This is a genomic window from Acidobacteriota bacterium, from assembly GCA_030774055.1.
Lineage (GTDB): Bacteria > Acidobacteriota > Terriglobia > Terriglobales > Acidobacteriaceae > JACPNR01.
In genome coordinates this window covers 11,828-29,339 of the sequence record JALYLW010000062.1, presented here as the reverse complement: position 1 = coordinate 29,339, position 17,512 = coordinate 11,828, and the positions used below count along the sequence as shown (strand labels likewise).

General features: G+C 63.0%; 16 protein-coding genes. 4 read left to right on the top strand and 12 right to left on the bottom strand.

The genetic code is table 11. The annotated features are described in order from the left end of the window. Positions 1-65: 65 nt before the first annotated feature. The 5 genes from M3P27_04930 to M3P27_04910 all read right to left on the bottom strand — a co-directional run bounded on the left by M3P27_04930 (position 66) and on the right by M3P27_04910 (position 4,829). The gene (locus tag M3P27_04930) at positions 66-695 is read right to left on the bottom strand and encodes a hypothetical protein (GenBank protein MDP9267655.1); all 630 of its coding nucleotides are present in this window, start codon (positions 693-695) and stop codon (positions 66-68) included. Positions 696-776: 81 nt separating this feature from the next. Next, positions 777-2,129, bottom strand: a complete 1,353-nt coding sequence (locus tag M3P27_04925) for an ATP-binding protein (protein ID MDP9267654.1) — start codon at positions 2,127-2,129, stop codon at positions 777-779. Between the two features lie 10 nt (positions 2,130-2,139). Further along, positions 2,140-3,075, bottom strand: coding sequence for a prepilin peptidase (locus tag M3P27_04920; GenBank protein ID MDP9267653.1), 936 nt, complete (start codon positions 3,073-3,075; stop codon positions 2,140-2,142). A gap of 57 nt (positions 3,076-3,132) precedes the next feature. Next, positions 3,133-3,630 carry a hypothetical protein gene (locus M3P27_04915; protein ID MDP9267652.1) on the bottom strand — a complete coding sequence of 166 codons (498 nt, stop codon included), beginning with the start codon at positions 3,628-3,630 and terminating at the stop codon, positions 3,133-3,135. Positions 3,631-3,740: 110 nt separating this feature from the next. Beyond that, entirely contained in the window at positions 3,741-4,829 is a 1,089-nt protein-coding gene (locus tag M3P27_04910) for a BON domain-containing protein (GenBank protein ID MDP9267651.1), read from the bottom strand. A 211-nt stretch (positions 4,830-5,040) separates the two neighbouring features. On the opposite strand from M3P27_04910, the gene M3P27_04905 reads away from it, so the two are divergent. After that, positions 5,041-5,397, top strand: a complete 357-nt coding sequence (locus M3P27_04905; protein MDP9267650.1) for a hypothetical protein — start codon at positions 5,041-5,043, stop codon at positions 5,395-5,397. A gap of 66 nt (positions 5,398-5,463) precedes the next feature. On the opposite strand, the gene M3P27_04900 is transcribed toward M3P27_04905, so the two are convergent. The 3 genes from M3P27_04900 to M3P27_04890 all read right to left on the bottom strand — a co-directional run bounded on the left by M3P27_04900 (position 5,464) and on the right by M3P27_04890 (position 9,689). Then, on the bottom strand, positions 5,464-6,516 hold the full coding sequence (locus M3P27_04900) for a potassium channel protein (GenBank protein ID MDP9267649.1): 1,053 nt from the start codon (positions 6,514-6,516) through the stop codon (positions 5,464-5,466). 225 nt (positions 6,517-6,741) lie between these two features. Beyond that, on the bottom strand, positions 6,742-8,685 hold the full coding sequence (locus tag M3P27_04895; GenBank protein ID MDP9267648.1) for a hypothetical protein: 1,944 nt from the start codon (positions 8,683-8,685) through the stop codon (positions 6,742-6,744). Further along, positions 8,685-9,689, bottom strand: coding sequence for a Plug and carboxypeptidase regulatory-like domain-containing protein (locus M3P27_04890; protein ID MDP9267647.1), 1,005 nt, complete (start codon positions 9,687-9,689; stop codon positions 8,685-8,687). The genes M3P27_04895 and M3P27_04890 overlap by 1 nt, the downstream gene beginning before the upstream one ends. Before the next feature lie 443 nt (positions 9,690-10,132). Between M3P27_04890 and M3P27_04885 the strand changes: the two genes are divergently transcribed. From M3P27_04885 to M3P27_04875, 3 genes are all read left to right on the top strand, one after another. Beyond that, a complete protein-coding gene (locus M3P27_04885; GenBank protein ID MDP9267646.1) occupies positions 10,133-11,059 on the top strand; it encodes a GntR family transcriptional regulator in 927 nt (308 codons plus the stop codon). A 101-nt stretch (positions 11,060-11,160) separates the two neighbouring features. After that, entirely contained in the window at positions 11,161-11,703 is a 543-nt protein-coding gene (locus tag M3P27_04880) for a molybdenum cofactor guanylyltransferase (GenBank protein ID MDP9267645.1), read from the top strand. Next, positions 11,700-12,557 carry an ATP-binding cassette domain-containing protein gene (locus M3P27_04875; GenBank protein MDP9267644.1) on the top strand — a complete coding sequence of 286 codons (858 nt, stop codon included), beginning with the start codon at positions 11,700-11,702 and terminating at the stop codon, positions 12,555-12,557. Before M3P27_04880 ends, M3P27_04875 begins: the two co-directional genes overlap by 4 nt. Before the next feature lie 30 nt (positions 12,558-12,587). Here the strand turns inward: M3P27_04875 and M3P27_04870 are convergent, their stop codons facing one another. From M3P27_04870 to M3P27_04855, 4 genes are all read right to left on the bottom strand, one after another. Next, the gene (locus M3P27_04870) at positions 12,588-13,256 is read right to left on the bottom strand and encodes a riboflavin synthase (protein MDP9267643.1); all 669 of its coding nucleotides are present in this window, start codon (positions 13,254-13,256) and stop codon (positions 12,588-12,590) included. After that, on the bottom strand, positions 13,256-14,443 hold the full coding sequence (gene ribD / locus M3P27_04865; GenBank protein MDP9267642.1) for a bifunctional diaminohydroxyphosphoribosylaminopyrimidine deaminase/5-amino-6-(5-phosphoribosylamino)uracil reductase RibD: 1,188 nt from the start codon (positions 14,441-14,443) through the stop codon (positions 13,256-13,258). Before ribD ends, M3P27_04870 begins: the two co-directional genes overlap by 1 nt. Positions 14,444-14,497: 54 nt before the next feature. After that, positions 14,498-15,442 (bottom strand): signal recognition particle-docking protein FtsY, encoded by a 945-nt coding sequence (gene ftsY, locus M3P27_04860; GenBank protein MDP9267641.1) that lies wholly within the window; start codon positions 15,440-15,442, stop codon positions 14,498-14,500. 159 nt (positions 15,443-15,601) lie between these two features. Next, a complete protein-coding gene (locus tag M3P27_04855) occupies positions 15,602-17,431 on the bottom strand; it encodes an HD domain-containing protein (GenBank protein ID MDP9267640.1) in 1,830 nt (609 codons plus the stop codon). Positions 17,432-17,512: the final 81 nt, after the last annotated feature.

The window sequence follows — 17,512 nt, the reverse complement described above, 5'->3', positions numbered from 1 at the left end:
GCTCCCCACACTCGCTGCGCTCGTACCGGGGCCCCGACCCGGCGAGACGCCGACGCTACTAAAAACTACTCTCCGATGGAGCTGGGCAGGCCGGCCTTGCGGATGTCGTCGCGCACCTGGTCGAGCGCCGCCTTCGCGGCGTTGAGCTCATCCTGCTTGGCTTTCAGTGTCTCCTGCTGCTTCTGATCGTCGGCTTGATACTTCGCGCCATCGCGCAACTTGGTGCCGGCGTCGCCGTAGAAGGCGGCGGCCTTCAGCCGGTTCTCGCGCTGCATCACGTCAACCTCGCGCTCGAGTTGGGTGATGTTCTTCTTGGCTTCAGCCACCTTCGCGCTGAAGTCATCGGCTTGCGCCTTCATCGCCTCGTCGGGAGTCTGTTCTTTCGCGTCTTTGTCTTTATCCTTGCCAGCTGTCGCCGACGAGGTGGTGGAAGCAGCCGCTGCCGAAGTGCCGGAGCTTTTCGACGAAGTGGGTGCAGCCGCAATGCCGGCGTAGTCGCCGGTCGTGGTGGAGATCGCGCCGCTCTTGGGCAGGTTCTCGTTGTCGTAGACCTTGGCGTTGGGAGAGGTACGCGACTTCTTCGCTTGCTGAGCGCGGGCGGCGTCGCCGAGCGACACTCCCTCGTTCGAGCTTTGCGCGCAAGCCAGCGGCGCTGCGATGAGCAGCGCGGCCAAGGTGCACAAAAGTGATTTCATAGCGCGATCCATAGTGGTTCCTGTCCTTCCAGGCCAGGGGTTAACGGAAGCATAACCCCGACGCTCCGCCTGAGCAACATGTTAATCCGCCGAAACGGTGGTTGGGACCGGGTATTTCACGGGAAACGACAGGGTAAACAGGGTTCCCGCCGGGCTACTCTCGGCTTTGACCGTTCCGCCATGCTCGGTGACGATGCGCTGCACCAAGGCCAGGCCTAATCCGGTGCCCTGAGCTTTGGTGGTAAAGAACGGGATAAAGACGCGTGGGAGGTTCTCGGCGGAGATGCCGGGGCCATCATCGCGAAAGTAGAGGCGCAGGTTCGAGCCTTCAGCCTCGGCGGATATCACGACGCGCAGCGGGCGTCCGGCGGCGGCCTCCACGCTATTGCGCAGCAGGTTGGAGAACGCCTGCCGCAGCGCGGTGCGATCACCGGTGAGCGTTACCTCCGGCGAGAGGCGGCTGAGGTCGGCGACCATGCCGCATTCGCCACATTCCTGCACGCACTCCTCGATCAGCGCGCGCACCGGGACCTCTCCGGTCTCGAGCTCCTGCGGCCGGGCAAAATTCAGGAAGTCGGTGACGACGCGGGTAAGGTTCTGGGTCTCGCCCACGATCTTGGCGGCGAACTGCTGGGTGGTCGCGGGATCGTTCTCGCGGGTGAGCATCTGGGCGTAGCCGGAGATGGTGGCGAGAGAGTTCTTGAACTCGTGAGCGATGCCGGCGGACATCTCGCCCAGCGCAGACATCTTGTCGCGCTCGCGCATCTGGCGGCTGAGGTCGGTGATCTCGGTGAGATCACTGATGAGGCAAGCAGCGCCGAGAGCTTCATCGAGCGTGCCACGCACCGGCGAGACGGTGATGCCGAGCACGCGGCGTTCACCGGCGGGCGTCTGGTAATCAGCCTCGATGCGGCGGAAGGGAAGGCCGTGGCGCAAGCACTGGTCGATGGCTTCGACGAGGGCGTCGGGAGTGGTCTCGCCCATCCCCTCGCGGCGGACGCCGCTCACGCGCCGGAAGATATCGCGGGCGTGCATGCCAAAGAGGGCGCCGAAACCGAGGATGGCCCGCGCCGACGGATTGGCGTGCCGCACCATCCCATTGTTCGCGAACAGCAGCACGCCGCTGGCGAGGTTGGAGAGCACGGCCTCGCTCACGCTCTCGGAAGTGGCGGCGCGACCACGCTCGCTCTGCCGCAGCCGCTGCAACTCGGTCTCCTGCTCCTTCAGCTTCTGGATCACGCCGTTGTACGCTGCGAGCGAGAAAGCGATGTCGCCCAGCGCCGCGGGCCGCTGTTCGCTGATGCGCGAGTCTTCCAGGATCTCCTTGCGCAGACCGCGGATCCAGAGCACGGCGATGATGAACGCCAGCACTGCGATGACGAACGTCCCCAGCATCTTGAGGACGATCGGGTTGGTGAGCACGTTCACGTTCATCGGCAGGGCCTCATCGGTAGAGACCCAGGTACCAGGTGGTGATGCGCTCGCCGAAGAAGACGGCGAACAGGGCCATGCTGCCCAAGAAGACGCCGAAGGGTACCTGGAAGTTCCGGTAGACCAGGGCCGCCGATACCCAGGCGCGTTTGCGCGCGACCGCTGCCGGCTCATGCGCCACGCGCATGCGGCGGCGCGTACGCCGCAACCACACCACCAGCATCGTCGCGACGCCAAAGAGCGAGCCGGCGAGCGATGCGGTAAAGATGACGAAGATGGTGAGCTTGACGCCGAGGAAAGCACCGACCATGGCCATGAGCTTCACGTCGCCGAATCCCATGCCTTCCACGCCGCGAAAGCGCAGGTAGATGACACCGGCGCCATAGATGAACGAAGCTCCGACGGCGGCCCCGAGCAGCGCGTCCGAGAACCAGAAGAGACGGGCGGAGAGATCGGAGGAGAGCGGCAGCTCGCCGAGGAAGGGGAAGATGCGGGCGGCGAGAGTGTCAACCGGGACGAAGAAGCCGAAGAGCAATCCCAGCGTCAGCCCTGGAAGCGTGAGCTGGTCGGGAAGCAGGTGCGTCTCAGCGTCGGTAAAGATCAGGCCGAGCAGCAGGAAGGCGAAGACGCAGAATTTGAGGGTCGCGAGCGAGAGGCCGAAGGTGAGGAAGATGGCGACGAAGGTGAGCGCGGTGAGCAACTCGACCACGGCATAGCGCGCGACGATGCGCGCGCCACAGGCGCGACAGCGCGCGCGCAGGAGCAGCCAGCTCAGCACCGGGATGTTGTCCCATGCCGCGATGGCGGTGTGGCAGCTGGGGCAGGCCGAGCGGGGATGGACCACGGAGAGTCCCAACGGCAGCCGGTAGATACACACGTTGAGGAAGCTGCCCAGGCAGAGCCCGAACAGGAACACCACGGAGGCGATAATGAGAGTGAGATCCGGCACGATCGTGTGGGGGAGCCTGGCTGATTATAGGACGGAACCAGACGGGTATAAGCGGGTTTAAGCACTCCTGATCCGCCGGGGTTCCTCGAAACGCAGCAGCTCGCCGGCCAGGCTGGGCGCCTCGGGGAGGTGGGGTGGACACTTCGACGTCCAGTTAAGCTTGGCGCGATCGGCGAGGCGCGTCTCGGGGGCGAGAGGCCGCCAGTCGGCGCCGTACTCCTCCCGCAGCGTGAGGTTGTAGGCCACGGCATGCTCGTCCTCGCACTTGCGCTCGCGGAACTCCAGCAGCGAGGCTTCGAGCGCCTCGCTCACCGCTTCGTTGGGCAGGATGCAGAGCACCCAGTCGTAACGCGTGTCCGCGAGGTAAGCGCCGGGCTCCACGCCGGGGAGTCCCTTCTTGACCGTGGCACCGTGCCGGCGCGCGATATCGGCGGTGTCATCATCGGAGGCATGATCGATGACCAGGACCTCATCGCAAGCGCGCAGGGAATCGAGCGCGCGGCCGATGCGCAGAGCGTCGTTATGGGCGTGGATGAGGGCGCTGATCTTGGGCATGGGAGAGCTTAGGCGTCGGACTGGTAGATGCTACTCCGGTGAAATGGGAATGCCGTGAAGATAAAGAAAGCGGCAGCCGTTTGCAGGCTGCCGCTCGGTGGATCGTTTCGTTAGCGGCGCTTCAGGACCGGGCGGTTGGGATCGCTGGTGTCCGGATTGTTATCGACCGTAGTGACCTGGCCGGGCGAGGAGTTGCGTCCTGCCGCCGCCACGGTGATGGGCTGTTCAAGACGGAAGTTGAGCACCGTTTCCGGCTCCACGTGGATCTGCTCGCCCTTGGTCATGGCTTGGACACCGGTACCGGCTCCGGCGCCTACACCGGCGCCGATGGCAGCACCCTTGCCGCCGCCGGCGATGGCGCCGATGATGGCTCCGAGGGCCGCGCCGCCACCAACCGTTGCGGCCGTCCGCTTACCACGTGAACCGCCGGCCTTCGACCACTTGTTGGAGTTGATGGAGTAGCTGTGTCCGCTATAGCTGATGCGGCTCAATTCCAGCGCGAGCTGCGACTTGCCTTTGAAGTGACCGGCGCTGGCGAGGTCGACCACGCGACCTTCGACGTCAGCATTCGCGGGAACCACGACCCTGCCATCGACGGTGATGGGCTGGTCGAGCGTAGCGCGGAAGCGGTCGCCGACCTGGTTCTTGTCGGAGTCGATCGGGTCAAGCATGCGGACCGATATCGACGTGCCTGCCGGGATCTCGACCGGTGGAGGCGGTGGAGGCGGAGCAGGCGTGTAGGTCGCGCTGCTGTTGTTGTTCGACGGCATGGCCGGCGAGTTATAGGCCGTGCTGTCGCCAGCGCTCGACCGCGAGCGCGGCGTCGAAGCGCTGCGTCGCGAGGATGATGCGACTGGGCGCTGCGGTTCCGGCGCCGGTGGCGGCTGGTTCAGCATGCCGGCGGCCTGGTCGCTCACCGTGAGGTTGTTCACCACGGTGCGGACACCCTGGATCTGGGCAGCATCATTGGCAGCGGCGGCGCGCTCCATCTCACTACCCACGGCGCCACTCAGTGTGACCACGCCATTGGCTACGTTCACGCCCAGCTGCTTGTTGGTGATGGCAAAATCCTGCTGGATCTTCGATTGGACCTCGCCGGCGAGCTGCGCATCGCTCTTGCTCTTGCTGCATCCGGCGATGACCGCCAAGAGCAGCGCGAGCGAAAGCAGCCACAGACCGGCATTTCGATAAGCCTTCATGGGTAACTCCCTCAAAACTCAAGACTTAAAAACTCAACACTAGGCGGTTTGGGTCCTGCATGCTTTAGATGCAGAGCTGCGCCCTCAGGACTACCTTGATTGTACTCGTCCCGCAGAGTGAGCGTTTTGTGGTAAAACTCTGCTGGGACAGCACTTAGGTGACAACACTTCGACCACATACCGAGACGGCAAGGGCTTACGCGGCGCGCTTATGGGCATTATCGTAGAACGCAACAATTTCTCTGCCGACGATGGACGCTTTCAGTACTACGTGGGACTGAAGCCCAACGTGTCCAAAGACGAGTTGGAGGTGCAAACCCGCGTCCCGGTAGAAGTTGCCGTCTCGGTCTCGGAGAATGGCGACCTGGTCGATCTTGCCTTCGAGCTGCCCAAGAAATGGCGCAGCGACCAGGCGCTCACCTTCATCAAGCGCCAGCACCAGGCGAACTACGTGGACCCGCGCGTGTTCATCGCCTTCACCGGCGTGAGCGGCGACGTGGTGATGGCGGCGCCGGCGAACCTGGAGATCGACGCGGCCGGCCGCATCATCGGGCTAGACATCCACTAAGGATTGGAAGACGTGAGGGACGGCCGGCGGGCGCCGGCCGTTTCATTTTACCAGCCTTTGATCCTGCTAGGCGGTGGTGGCGGAGCGCGCTTCGCACTCCTGGCGTGCGCGGCGGATGTCGTTGATGTCACCCATCGCGATGATGACCGAGGCGGCAGTGAGCCGCAGGTTGTCAGTGGGATTGGCGATGAAGGCGTTGTCGCCAAAGATGTTCTTCACCGCCAGCACCAGCAGGTTGTAGCGCGGGTGCATCTTCAGCTCGCCGAGAGTCTGGCCGACCCAAGCGGTACCGGCATGGATCTCCAGGTCTTCGATGCGCAGGGTGCGCGACTGCTCGCGCAGCATGAGGTCGAGGAATCCGACCACGTGCGGGCGCAGGGCCTCCGAAGCGAGGCGCAGGCCGCCGATACGGTTGGGGGAGACGGTGGAGTTCGCTCCCGCCTTGATCATGCGGTCGGCGAATTTCGGCTCGGTGTAACGCGCGACGATGCGCAGATCGTCGCGGCGTTGGCGCGCCATCACGATGATGACCAGGTTGTCTTTATCGGAAGAGAGCGCGGCGATCAGTCCCTTGGCGCGGTCGATGCCGGCCTGGTCCATCACCTCTTCGTCGGTGGCATCGCCCTCAAGCACGAGGAAGTTATCGGCTTCGGCGCCGTGGTGCTCGCGGAATTTCTTGATGACCTCGGCGCTCCCCTCGATGACCACGAACGGTGTGCCCGTCTTCTGGAGTTCGTCCACGGCAAAGCGTCCGGTGTCGCCCAGGCCGCAGATGATGAAGTGGCCTTTCAATTCGCCGATCCTTTTTTGCATCTTGCGCCTCCAGAAGATGTTCGTGATCTCGCCTTCGACCAGGAACGCCGTTACCACCGAGAACACGTACACCGTGATGGTGACCCCGAAAAGCACCACGAACATGTTGAAGATACGGAGCGCAGGGTTGTGGGCGGTCTCGACGATCTCGCTATAGCCCACCCCGGCCAGCGTGATCACCGCCATATACAAGGCCTGCAACAGCGTGACGTTAGGGCGGCCGAGGACGATGTATCCCGCAACGCTGAAAGTAATGATCAGCAGCAATGCGGCTACCGCGTATTGCAGCCGTTTACGGAGGTCCATGCGCGAGCCTTGTGCTCTCTATGCTCTCTCGGGTGGGGAAAAGTAGCGCGATTCTAGCATAGCGAAGATGCCTTCCCGGATGCGCTCCCGTGCCGATTCTGGGTGCGTCGTGACGTGCCGTGTGCGCCCCGCGGCGAGACAAAAAAGAGAGGGCGCGATCGAGGCAAGAAAAAAGCGGGGGATCCTTGCGGATCCCCCGCTGCTTAGTTCAGTGTCTCAGCGCTACTAGAACGTCCACTTCGCCCACAGACGGACGTTACGTCCACCGTCCTGGGTCGAGTCGAGGTTCAGGAAGTCGCCACTGAGCATGTTGCCCGTGACGCCGCCGAGCAGGCCACGGTTGGGGTGATTGAACGCGTTGAAGAGCTCAGCCTTGATCTCAAAGGTCGAGCTTTCGAGGCGTCCCATCGGAGCGCGGAAGCGCCGCCCGATACTCCAATCAGTGTTCCAGTAACCCGGGTTGATGTAGCTGTTGCGACCGAGATTTCCGTCCAAGCCAAGGTCATTGACGATGTAGCGGAAATCAGTCGCCGTGCCCGCAGCACCGGTCCAGAAGTCGATGTAATTGACTCCATCGAACTCACCGATACCCGAGCAGAGCGTCGCGCTCGAGAGACATGCATCGCTGTAATTGACCGCAACCGCGTGATTGCCGTCGTTGGGACGATCGTTGGCCGCTTCGCCGTCACCGTTCTGGTCGAAGCCGGTAAAGATCGTTTGCGGAGAGCCACTCTGCCACGCAGCGGTTCCGGAGAACTGCCAGTCACGAGTGATCCAGTTCAGGATCCTCATCCCGCCCTCGGTACCCGGGACGCCCGGAGGTCCGTAGACCCAGCTCAACACCAAGCGTTGCTTGCGGTTGAAAGCCGAGAGTCCGCGGTCGCCGGTATAGCTGAACACGTTCTGACGACGGCTGGCACCGCCAGAGGTCACGAACACCTCCGACATGTTGTCAATCGCCTTGGAGTACGTGTAGCTGCCCCGGAAAGTCAGACCGTTCTTGAATGCACGCGCTACGGTGGTATCCAGACCGTGGTAGACCGAGTCGCCATGGTTCGCGCGAATGACGATCGAGCCATAGGTAGGGTTGAGGCGCGGCCCGAAATCCAAGCGCGGATTCAGCTGCTCGTTGGCGAGCAGACGCTCGCCACGAGTGCCGACGTAGGCCATCTCCATGACCATTCCCCAAGGCAGTTCGCGCTGGAATCCGAGGTTCCATTGATAGGTCATCGGATTACGCAGCCCGGCTGCCACGGAGGTGATGGTGTTGAGTTTGTTCAGGACCGGAGCGACGGCCAACAGTGCACCGCTGGCGTTCGCCGTGCCGCGCGTGCCGCTCGCGCCGGTGATGGTGCCACCCAGGGTATTCGGCGAAGAGGCTGCGGTATTGTCGTTGATGTTGGTGAAGAAGGTGTCATAGAACACGCCGAAGCCGCCGCGGATGACCGTCTTGTGGTCGCCGAACAGCCAGTTCGCGAACTCCGGAGTGTAGGCGAAGCCGAAACGCGGCGCCCAGTTGTTCTTGTCGGGACGCTGCGGGACACGAACCGCGAACGGTTCGGTGGTCGCAACGCCCAGCGGCTGCTCTTCAAAGGCAGGGAAGGACAGCACGTTGCTTGGGTCCGGAGGCTGATACTCCCAGCGTAGGCCGTAGTCAACCGTGAAGTTGCTGCGGACCTTCCACGTGTCTTGGAAGTAGTAAGCCTGCTGCGTCCAGGGCACGTTGACGCGGGGGTTGCCGAACTGCTTGCTGATGACGCCCGCCGAGCCGGAGAAGTTGTCGAGGTAGTTCGCCAGGCCGGAGCAAGTAGCCAAGCCGATGGCAGCGCAGCTACCGCCGGAATTGTAAGTGATCGAACCGCGGTCGTTGAACGGAATGCTGTCCTTGATCTCGAGGTGAGTGATGTCAGCCCCGATCTTCATGGCATGCTTGCCAAAGGTGTATGAAACCGCATCCTGCACCACGTAGACCTTGTGTCCACGACCCTGCGGGAAGGTGCCGCTCACACCACCGAAACCAGGGAAGCTGGTGCCGGCGACGCTGAGACGCGGGCCGAACGCGAGCGGATCCGCCTGGGCTTCAGGACCGAAGTCGAAGACGAAGTCGATCAGCTGCTCGGAGAAGCGGAGCTCATTGACGACCTTGGAGTTGAAAGCGTGCGTCCACATCACACCCAGGTTACCCCGGTGGTAGCGGCGAGGAGGTCGATCTGGTTTTGTACCGTGCCGGGGTTCGCCGCCGCCACCGCCGCCAACGTGTCATAGCCAGTCGCGGTCGGCAGGGTCAGAGTCGAGCCCTGGAAGGCGCCGAAGAAGCGGGTCCACTGCGAAGTACCGAAAACAAACAGCTTGTTCTTGACGATCGGCCCGCCCAGGCGGAACCCAAACAGGTTCTGCACATACTGCGGAACGCGATCGAGGCCGCTTTGGGCCTGCGTGGTGGTCAGGGCATCAAGACGCGAGCCTTGATACTGCTCCCACACGCCACCGTGCCAGCCGTTGTTGCCGCTGCGGAACTGAACGTTGGTGACGGAAGCGCCGCCACGGCCGAACTCCGCGGCGTAAGAGTTGGTGAACACCGTGACCTGCGAGATGGCCTCGACGTTCTGAGGCTGCAGGCCCTGGCCCTGGATGGCGTTGTCGTTGTTGTCAAAGCCATCGATGAGGAAGTTGTTGGCGCGCGGACGCAGTCCGTTCACCGAGTAAGAGGTGCCGTTCGTGAAGTCGTCGCGGCTGGAGACCGAGACCACTCCGGGAAGCGTAAGGGCGAGCTGGTAGGCGTTCAAGCTCGGGATGGGCAGCTCGGTGATCTGCTGCTGCGTGATGACTTTGGAGAGTTCGCCGCTCTCGGTCTGAACCTGCTCACCGGTCTCGATCACGTTCACGGTTTCCGTGGACGCACCGAGCTTCATCTTGGGGTTCACCGAAGTCACGACCGAACCCGGTACGGGGAGCTTCTCGAGTCTCATGGGAGCAAAGGTCGCTGCCGTGATCTCGATGTTGTACACGCCGGGCGTGATCGCGTCGAACCGGAACCCACCCGTGTCGTTGGTGGTGGTGGTGCGGCTCTCGCTGGTTAAGCTGTCAGTGGCGGTCACCTTGGCACCGATTACGACAGCGCCAGTCTGATCGGTGACGGTACCCGCGATCGTGCCGCGGGAGGTCTGTGCCATTGCAGCTGCGCTTACGAGCACCAGCGCTAGCAGAGAGAAGACGAAAGTGAAGAAACGCCCTCTAAATCGAGGTGCAATCATTCCAGGCTCCTATTCAGTTTTTGGGTTCACTCGGCCCTGAGGGATGTCGAATTAACACTGTAGTAGCAACTTTGGTTCCATAGGTGCGGGCATTGTTGGGGTCATGAGGAACAGAGAATCAATGACTTGCGGACAACGACGCCCCGGCACGTATGAATTCCTGGAGATGAGTCATGTTCGGACTATGAGCTGACGTAGTCCGGGGCCGAGTCGCGACAGGATTTGGGGGCAGGTGTGCCATGCCACGGGAACAGGTTAGAGTCTCAGGGTATTGACCACAACTCCGAGGCGGCGGCTGGGTTGGTAGTCCCAGGATGGCCCGGTTGCCTATAATCGAAGCCTTCATGCCCAAGATCCCCCCGATGCGGTTCGCGCTCGATCCCTCTTTTCCGTTCACGGCGCGCGAACAGATCCGCGAACAGCTGATCAACATGGTGCACTTAGGCGTTCTCAGCAGTGGGGACCGGCTGCCCACGGTACGCGACCTGGCGGAGCAACTTGGAGTGAACCTGAAGACCGCGTTTGGGGTCTACCGGCACCTGGCGCGCGAGGGCATGGTCGAGATCCATCCGCAAAGCGGCGTATTCGTCAAGTTCTCGGGAGTGGACGCCGACCGGTCTTACGCGGATAACGTGCGGCGGTTCGTGAAGCGCGTGGCGCTGCGCGCCGAACAATTCAATCTCACCCCGAGACGGCTGGCAAGACTGTTGCAGGCGGGCGGCAGCAACGGCGGCCGCCTGCGCTGTGCCGTGCTCGAGTGCAATCAGGAGCAGGTGGATCTATTCAGCGAAGAGCTGGAGCGGGAATTGAATGTCGAAGCGATCCGGGTAGTACTGGGCAGGGATGAAGCCGCGGTGCTGCGGTCGCTACGCCATGCCGATCTACTGGTGACGACCGACTTCCACTGGGACGCCGTGCGGCGACTTGCGGCGCGGAGCCATCGCGAAGCGGCCCGGATCCGACTGAACCCGGCGTTCCTCAGGATGCTGATTGCGAACGCGCGCCGGGGATTGTTCCCCATGGTGGTCACCGAGACCTCGTATGAGTCGCGGTTCCGCAGCGCCCTGGCTCTGCTGGCGCCACCGCACGTAGCCCAGCGGATCGTGCTGATCGACTGGCGCGACCGCAAGCGCCTGAAGGAGCTTTGGCCGAAGGTGGAACGCGTCTACGTTTCGCCTCTCTGTTATGACCAGGTCTGTGCCCAGGTGCCAAAGCAGGTCAAGGTGTTGACCATGCGCGACATGATCTCGCGCCAGTCACTGCAGGAGCTGCGCCGCAAGCTCGCCTGAGGGCGCGATTCTCTCCACCACCGCCTTCCACCTCGGCTACAATCACCGCACAAATGCACGATGTGACCGCATTCATACTCGCGGGTGGTCAGAGCTCGCGCATGGGGACAGAGAAGGCGTTCCTCGACTTCGAGGGACACTTGCTCATCGACCACATGATTGGCATCGCGAAGTCGGTGGCGGAGCAGATGCGCATCGTCGGGCCGAAGCAGAAGTTCTCCGCTTTCGGACAGATCGCGACGGACATCTATCCCGAACGCGGGCCGCTGGGCGGGATCCACGCCGCGCTCGAGATCTCGCGCTCAGAATTCAATCTCATGCTGGCCATCGACATGCCGTTCATCGAACCGAAGTTCCTGGAGTACATGCTGAAGCAGGCGCAACATGCGGAAGCGCTGGTCACCGTGCCCAAGGTCGGCGGGGGTTACCAGCCGCTGTGCGCGTGTTATCGCAAGGAGTTCGAGAGCATCGCTGACCGGGCGCTGGCAGCGGGCAACAACAAGATCGACGCGCTCTTCGCGCCGGAGATCACGCGCGTGATCGATGAAGCGGAGTTCGCCAAGCTCGGCTTGCCGGCAAGCATGTTCCAAAACTTGAATACCAAAGAGGATTACGAGCAGGCAAAGGGATCGGGGGCACGATGAGCACACTCACGACGAATGGACACGCGACGAGCACACAGGCCCAGCATCGGCCGGATGAAGGTGAGCCAGCCAAGCCGTACATCCGCTTCATCGACGTGTACAAGGCATTCGGCTCGCACGTGGTGCTCGATGATGTGAGCTTCGACGTGTTGCCGGCGGAGACGGTGTGCATCCTGGGACGCTCGGGCGTGGGCAAATCGGTCTCGCTGCACATCATCATGGGTTTCCTGAAGGCGGATTCCGGCACGGTGATCGTGGCCGACGAGGACGTGACCCACTTCACCGAGGCGGAGATGGAGCGTATCCGGAAGAAGGTGACCATGGTCTTTCAGAATGGCGCGCTCTTCGATTCGCTGACCGTCGGTGAGAATGTTGCGTTCCCGCTGCGTGAGCGCCGCGACCTCGACGAGGAGCAGATCTACCAGGTCGTGGACGGCCTGCTCGAGATGGTGGGCGTGAAGCAGTATCGCGACCAGTTGCCGTCGGAGCTTTCGACCGGGATGAAGCGCTCGGTGGCCATCGCGCGCGCCTTGGCGGCGCAGCCAGAGTGCATCCTGTACGACGAGCCCACGACGATGGTCGATCCGCTAATGGCCCAGTTATTAGGCGATCTCATCAAAAAGCTCAAGTATCAGTTGAAGCTGACCTCGGTCGTGGTGACGCATGACATGCGGCTCGCCAAGAAACTGGCCGACCGCATCGTCTTCCTGCACGAAGCCAAGTGCCTGTTCTTCGGGACGCCGGCGGAGATGGAGCGTTGCGACGATCCGGTGGTGCAGGAGTTCCTGCGTCTCGACGAACTGGTGCTGCCGGGGCAGGCGCCGCCGCCATCCTGGTCGCAATCCCGCGCGTAGGGGCGGGGTCTCCTGTCTCCTGTTTGGGGATCAGAAACCTTCTTCGCGCAGTCGCTCCAGGGTGATCCCGCCGGAGGGTTTGTCTTTGTCTTGCAGTTTGTTTTGCAATAGCCGCTCGGCGTATTTTGCCAGCACGTCTACCTCGACGTTCAGTGGGTCGCCGACAGCGAGCGAGTGCAGGTTGGTGGCGGTGAAGGTGTGCGGGATGATGGCCACCTCGATCTCGTTGCGCTCTATCTTCGCGACGGTGAGGCTGATGCCCTCGATGGCGATCGAGCCCTTGAACACGGCGTAGCGCGCCAGCTCCGGCGGCAGGGAGACGCGCAGCAGGTAGTCCTCACCGCCCGGAATCTTTCCGAGCGAGGTCAGCGTGCCGACGCCGTCGACGTGTCCTTGAACGATGTGGCCGCCCATGCGCTGGCCCGACTTCATCGGCAGTTCGAGGTTGACGAGGGCGTTCGCGCGCAGCCGCGAGAGCGAGGTGCGCGCCACCGTCTCAGCGGCGAGGTCGGCGCTGAACGACTGCGCGTCGATCTCGACGGCGGTGAGGCACACGCCGCTGACCGCGATGGAGTCGCCCCGCTTCAGCTCGCGGATGAGCGTGGTCGAGGCGATGGAAAAGCGCCGCGTGCCGTCCACGCCGGTGACCGGCGCGATGGCCGCGACCTTGCCGACTTCTTCGATCAGCCCGGTGAACATCAGCTCGCCTCGTAGGGATCGCGCAGATATCCTTCAACGGCGAAGTCTTCGCCGAAGCGGTGCAGCTCGAGCTGCTTCACGTACGGTGCCTCGCCCAGGCTGCGAAAGCCGGGGCCCGCGGCGAACGGCACCGAGCCCGTGCCCGCCAGGATGCGGGGAGCGTAATACAGAAAGACCTTGTCCACGACGCCGCTGGCAAGCGCGGCCCAATTGACCAGCGCACCGCCCTCGATCAACAGGCTGATGAGCTCGAGTTCACCCAGCCGCGCCGCGATCTGCTTCAGGTCGGGCCGACCGTCGGCGGCGCCGAGCCTGACCTGTTCGACGCGGACGCCCTGCGACTCCAGCGCCTGCTTCTTCTTTTCTTCCGCGAACGAGCAGAAGACGATCACGTCGTCCTTCGCCGTTTTGACTATGCGCGACTCCAACGGCACGCGCAGCCGCGAATCCAGTATCACGCGCTGCAAGGGACGCCGCCGCGGACGCAAGGTGCGGTCGGTGAGCAGGGGATCGTCTGCCACGATGGTGCCCACACCCACCAGGATGGCGTCGGAGGCATGGCGCAGTTCCTGCACGTGTGCGCGCGCCGCTTCGCTGGTGATGTAGGTGGTGCTGGCGCCGCCGGAGCCGAGCGCCGTCGGACTCTGTGATTCTCCCGTTTGCGCACCCCCCGGCGGCGGCGCGATCTTGCCGTCCAGCGTGATCGCCGCCTTCAGCGTGACCAGCGGCAGCCGCGTCCGGATCCACTTCGCAAAACTCTCGTTCCGCTTGCGGGCTTCGTCATGCAGCACGGCTTCGGTGACCTCGACGCCGGCGGCGCGCAGCAGCTCGAATCCCTTTCCCGCGACCAGCGGATTCGGATCGCGCATCGCGGCGACCACACGCTTGATGCCCGACGCGATCACGACCTCGGTGCAGGGGCCGGTGCGTCCCTGGTGGCAGCATGGTTCCAGGTTCACATAGAGTGTGCCACCGCCGGCCTTCGCGCCAGCTTGATCAAGGGCCAGTACCTCGGCGTGCTTTACGCCTGCATAGGTATATGAGCCGCGGCCAACGACGTTGCCGGCGGCGTCTGCCACGACCGCGCCCACGCAGGGATTCGGCGAGGCAAGCGCAGTGCCTTCACGGGCGAGGGCGAGAGCCTCGCGCATGTGCTGCTCGTCGTTGGATCGGGAGCCGTTGGCCATGGAGTTGTTCGCCATCATTTACAGGCTACGCAAACTGATCCGGCAAAGCAGAGATCAAGCAAAGAGGGAATCGACAAAATCCTCGCCACTGAACGGCAACAGGTCGCCCTGTTTCTCGCCCACGCCGACGTAGCGCACCGGCAAACCGAGCTCGCGCGAGATGGCGACGACCACGCCGCCTTTGGCGGTGCCATCGAGCTTGGTCAGCACGATGCCGGTCACGCCCGCGGACTGCGTGAACAAGCGCGCTTGCTGCAAGCCGTTCTGTCCGGTGGTCGCGTCCATCACCAGCAGGACTTCATGCGGCGCGCCGGGGACGATGCGGTGCGCCGTCCGCGTCATCTTCTCCAGCTCGGACATCAGGTTGGTCTTGGTGTGCAGGCGGCCGGCGGTATCGACGATCACGTAATCGGTGTGGCGCGCGCACGCGGCCTGGAGCGCGTCATAGAGCACGGCGGAAGGATCGCCGCCCGGCTTGGTCTTGATGACCTCGGCGCCGGTACGCTGTCCCCAAATCTCGAGCTGCTCGATGGCCGCGGCGCGATAGGTGTCGGCGGCGGCGAGCAGCACGGTCTTCCCCTGCGCGCGCAGCGTGTGGGCGAGCTTGCCGATGGTGGTCGTTTTTCCGGTGCCGTTCACCCCGACCACAAGGATGACCTCCGGGCCATCGACCGTATTCGGCGGACGCTCCACGGTCTTCAGGATGGCGAGCAGCTCGTCTTTCAACAGGCGCTTGAGCTCGGCGACGTTCCCGATCTGCTTGTGATCAGCCTTTTCGCGCAGCTTGGCCAGTACTTCTTGTGTGGTGGTCGAGCCGAGGTCGGCGGCGAGGAGCGTGGCTTCGAGCTCATCGAGCGTGGAGCGATCGATCTCCTTGTTCCAGGAGGCGATCTCGTCGATGCGCTCGCCCAGCGATTCGCGGGTGCGCGTTACCGCTTCCTTCATGCGGTCGAGGAAGCTCGGCCTTACCTCGGTGCTGCCGAAAAGGGTCTGGATCATGATGTTCGCGCCGCGGAGAGCAGCTTTCGATTATACGGAACTGCGGCGCAGTACCGAGTACCGAGTACCGAGTGCTGAGTACCGAGTCAGAAAAAAACAAGGCCACGCATTCTGCGCGGCCTTACTCGGTACTCGCAACTCGGTACTCGGAACTGCTTCCTAGCTCTTCATCGTCTCAACGATGGTGGTGGGCGCAGCGGGGCTGGCAGCAGCGGCTGCGGCAGCCTGGTCGGCGGAGAGGGTGGCGGCGCGCTGCAGCCGCAGTTTGCCGCTCTCGAAGACGGCGGTGAGGGCGGCGACCACGCGCGGATCGAACTTGGTGTTGACCAGCGAATTGATGATGCGCACCACGTACTCGGGATCCATCGCCGCTTGGTAGGGACGGTTGGTGGTCATGGCGTCGAAGGTATCAGCCACGGTGATCACGCGCGGCATCAGCGGGATGTCATCGCCCCTGAGGCCGTGGGGATAGCCGCGTCCATCGAGCGATTCGTGGTGCAACTCGATGCCCGGGATCATCTCCTTCAGCATCTCGACCGGACGCAGGATAGTGGCGCCCTTCGAGGTGTGCGTCTTCATGATCTCGAACTCGTCGGGAGTGAGCGCGCCCGGCTTCTTCAGGATGCGGTCTTCGATGCCGATCTTGCCCACGTCGTGGAGCTGCGCCGAGATGCGGATCTTCTCCACCTCTTCCCTGGTCATGGCCAGTTCGGTCGCCAGGATCACGGAGTAGCGGGTGACACGGTCGGAGTGGCCCTTGGTGTAGGGATCCTTCTCGTCGACCGCGCCGGCGAGCATCTGGATGGAGCTCATGAACAGCGCGCGGTTCTCTTCGGCGGCCTTCTTCAGGTCGAAGACCATGCGTTCGAGGTCGCCGGTCATCAGGTTGAAGGTGTCGGCCAGCTCGCCGATCTCGGTGCGCGAGGTGAGGTGGACGCGCTGCGAGAAATCGCCCTTGGCGATGGCGCGGCTGGACTGCGTGAGCACGTCGATGGGGTGCGTGATCCTGCGCGCCGCGAAGATACTGAAGATGATTATCCCAATGATCAGCGCGAGGACGATCCAGTTAGCTGTCCGTTGCATGTCAAAGACGCCCTGATAGGCTTGCCGCTGCGGCTTCTGCGCGATGACCGCCCACTCCAGCGCCGGCACCGGGCTGTAGGTGCCTAGCATGTCGACGGTGCTCTTGCCGTCGGCGGCGTTCAGCTTGAACTCCTTGGTCGCGCGCACCGGCGCCTTACTGTTCTTGTAATCAAGCACGATCTCGATCTGGGTCATGCCCTGGCCGATGGCGAAGGCCTTGTCGGCGCTGGCGATGAGTTGACCGTCATGATTCACCACAAAAGCGAATAGACCGCCGGTGGACGCCGACTGCAGGCGCCTGGTGAGGAAGTTCAGGTCGAGCAGAACGGCGATCATGCCAATGAAGCGGCCGCCGGCCATCAGCGGCGTCGAGATTAGCACGACGTTGCGACGATGCGCGCCGTCCCCGATTTCCATTGACTTGCGGCTGGTAGAAGTTCGGCCGCCGCGCGCACTGTCGAACCCACGCTCCAGTTCATTCTTCACGAAGAGGTCGAGGCCGCCCTTGTCACAGACGGTTACGCCGGGTTGTTCCGCGCATGGGCCCTTCATCTCCTCGTTGAAGATGTTCGCGGCAGCGATGTCCGGCGACGAGGAGACGAATTGCGTCACCAGGTAAACTAACTCCGGTGATTTCACATGATCGCCGGTCAAGTTCGAGCCACTTGTGACCTTGATCGCCTCTGCCAGGTTCAACATCATGGTGTGGAGGCTGCTCTGGTGTTGCGCGATCGTTTCGGCGAGCGAGCTGGTGATGGTGTTCTGCAGCACCTGCTCCTGCGTCCTCAGCTGGTCGCGATTGATGCCGACGACCTGCGTGGCGTAGAAGTACAGCGGCACCACGCTCACCAGGATGAGCACGCCAAGGATCAGATACAGGATGGGCAGACGGAATGGGCTAGCCATGCGTGGCGGGTATCCTCTGGATGGGCGGGATTGTACCCCGAATTCGCGATTTCAGATTGCAGATTTCAGATTGCAGAATCG

Excerpts from the sequence above, each read along its gene's own strand:
- M3P27_04930 (MDP9267655.1), bottom strand. The coding sequence starts at position 695 with ATGAAATCACTTTTGTGCACCTTGGCCGCGCTGCTCATCGCAGCGCCG.
- M3P27_04925 (MDP9267654.1), bottom strand. The coding sequence starts at position 2,129 with ATGAACGTGAACGTGCTCACCAACCCGATCGTCCTCAAGATGCTGGGG.
- M3P27_04915 (MDP9267652.1), bottom strand. The coding sequence starts at position 3,630 with ATGCCCAAGATCAGCGCCCTCATCCACGCCCATAACGACGCTCTGCGC.
- M3P27_04910 (MDP9267651.1), bottom strand. The coding sequence starts at position 4,829 with ATGAAGGCTTATCGAAATGCCGGTCTGTGGCTGCTTTCGCTCGCGCTG.
- M3P27_04905 (MDP9267650.1), top strand. The coding sequence starts at position 5,041 with ATGGGCATTATCGTAGAACGCAACAATTTCTCTGCCGACGATGGACGC.
- M3P27_04900 (MDP9267649.1), bottom strand. The coding sequence starts at position 6,516 with ATGGACCTCCGTAAACGGCTGCAATACGCGGTAGCCGCATTGCTGCTG.
- M3P27_04895 (MDP9267648.1), bottom strand. The coding sequence starts at position 8,685 with ATGTGGACGCACGCTTTCAACTCCAAGGTCGTCAATGAGCTCCGCTTC.
- M3P27_04890 (MDP9267647.1), bottom strand. The coding sequence starts at position 9,689 with ATGGCACAGACCTCCCGCGGCACGATCGCGGGTACCGTCACCGATCAG.
- M3P27_04885 (MDP9267646.1), top strand. The coding sequence starts at position 10,133 with ATGCGGTTCGCGCTCGATCCCTCTTTTCCGTTCACGGCGCGCGAACAG.
- M3P27_04880 (MDP9267645.1), top strand. The coding sequence starts at position 11,161 with ATGGGGACAGAGAAGGCGTTCCTCGACTTCGAGGGACACTTGCTCATC.
- M3P27_04875 (MDP9267644.1), top strand. The coding sequence starts at position 11,700 with ATGAGCACACTCACGACGAATGGACACGCGACGAGCACACAGGCCCAG.
- M3P27_04870 (MDP9267643.1), bottom strand. The coding sequence starts at position 13,256 with ATGTTCACCGGGCTGATCGAAGAAGTCGGCAAGGTCGCGGCCATCGCG.
- ribD (MDP9267642.1), bottom strand. The coding sequence starts at position 14,443 with ATGGCCAACGGCTCCCGATCCAACGACGAGCAGCACATGCGCGAGGCT.
- ftsY (MDP9267641.1), bottom strand. The coding sequence starts at position 15,442 with ATGATCCAGACCCTTTTCGGCAGCACCGAGGTAAGGCCGAGCTTCCTC.
- M3P27_04855 (MDP9267640.1), bottom strand. The coding sequence starts at position 17,431 with ATGGCTAGCCCATTCCGTCTGCCCATCCTGTATCTGATCCTTGGCGTG.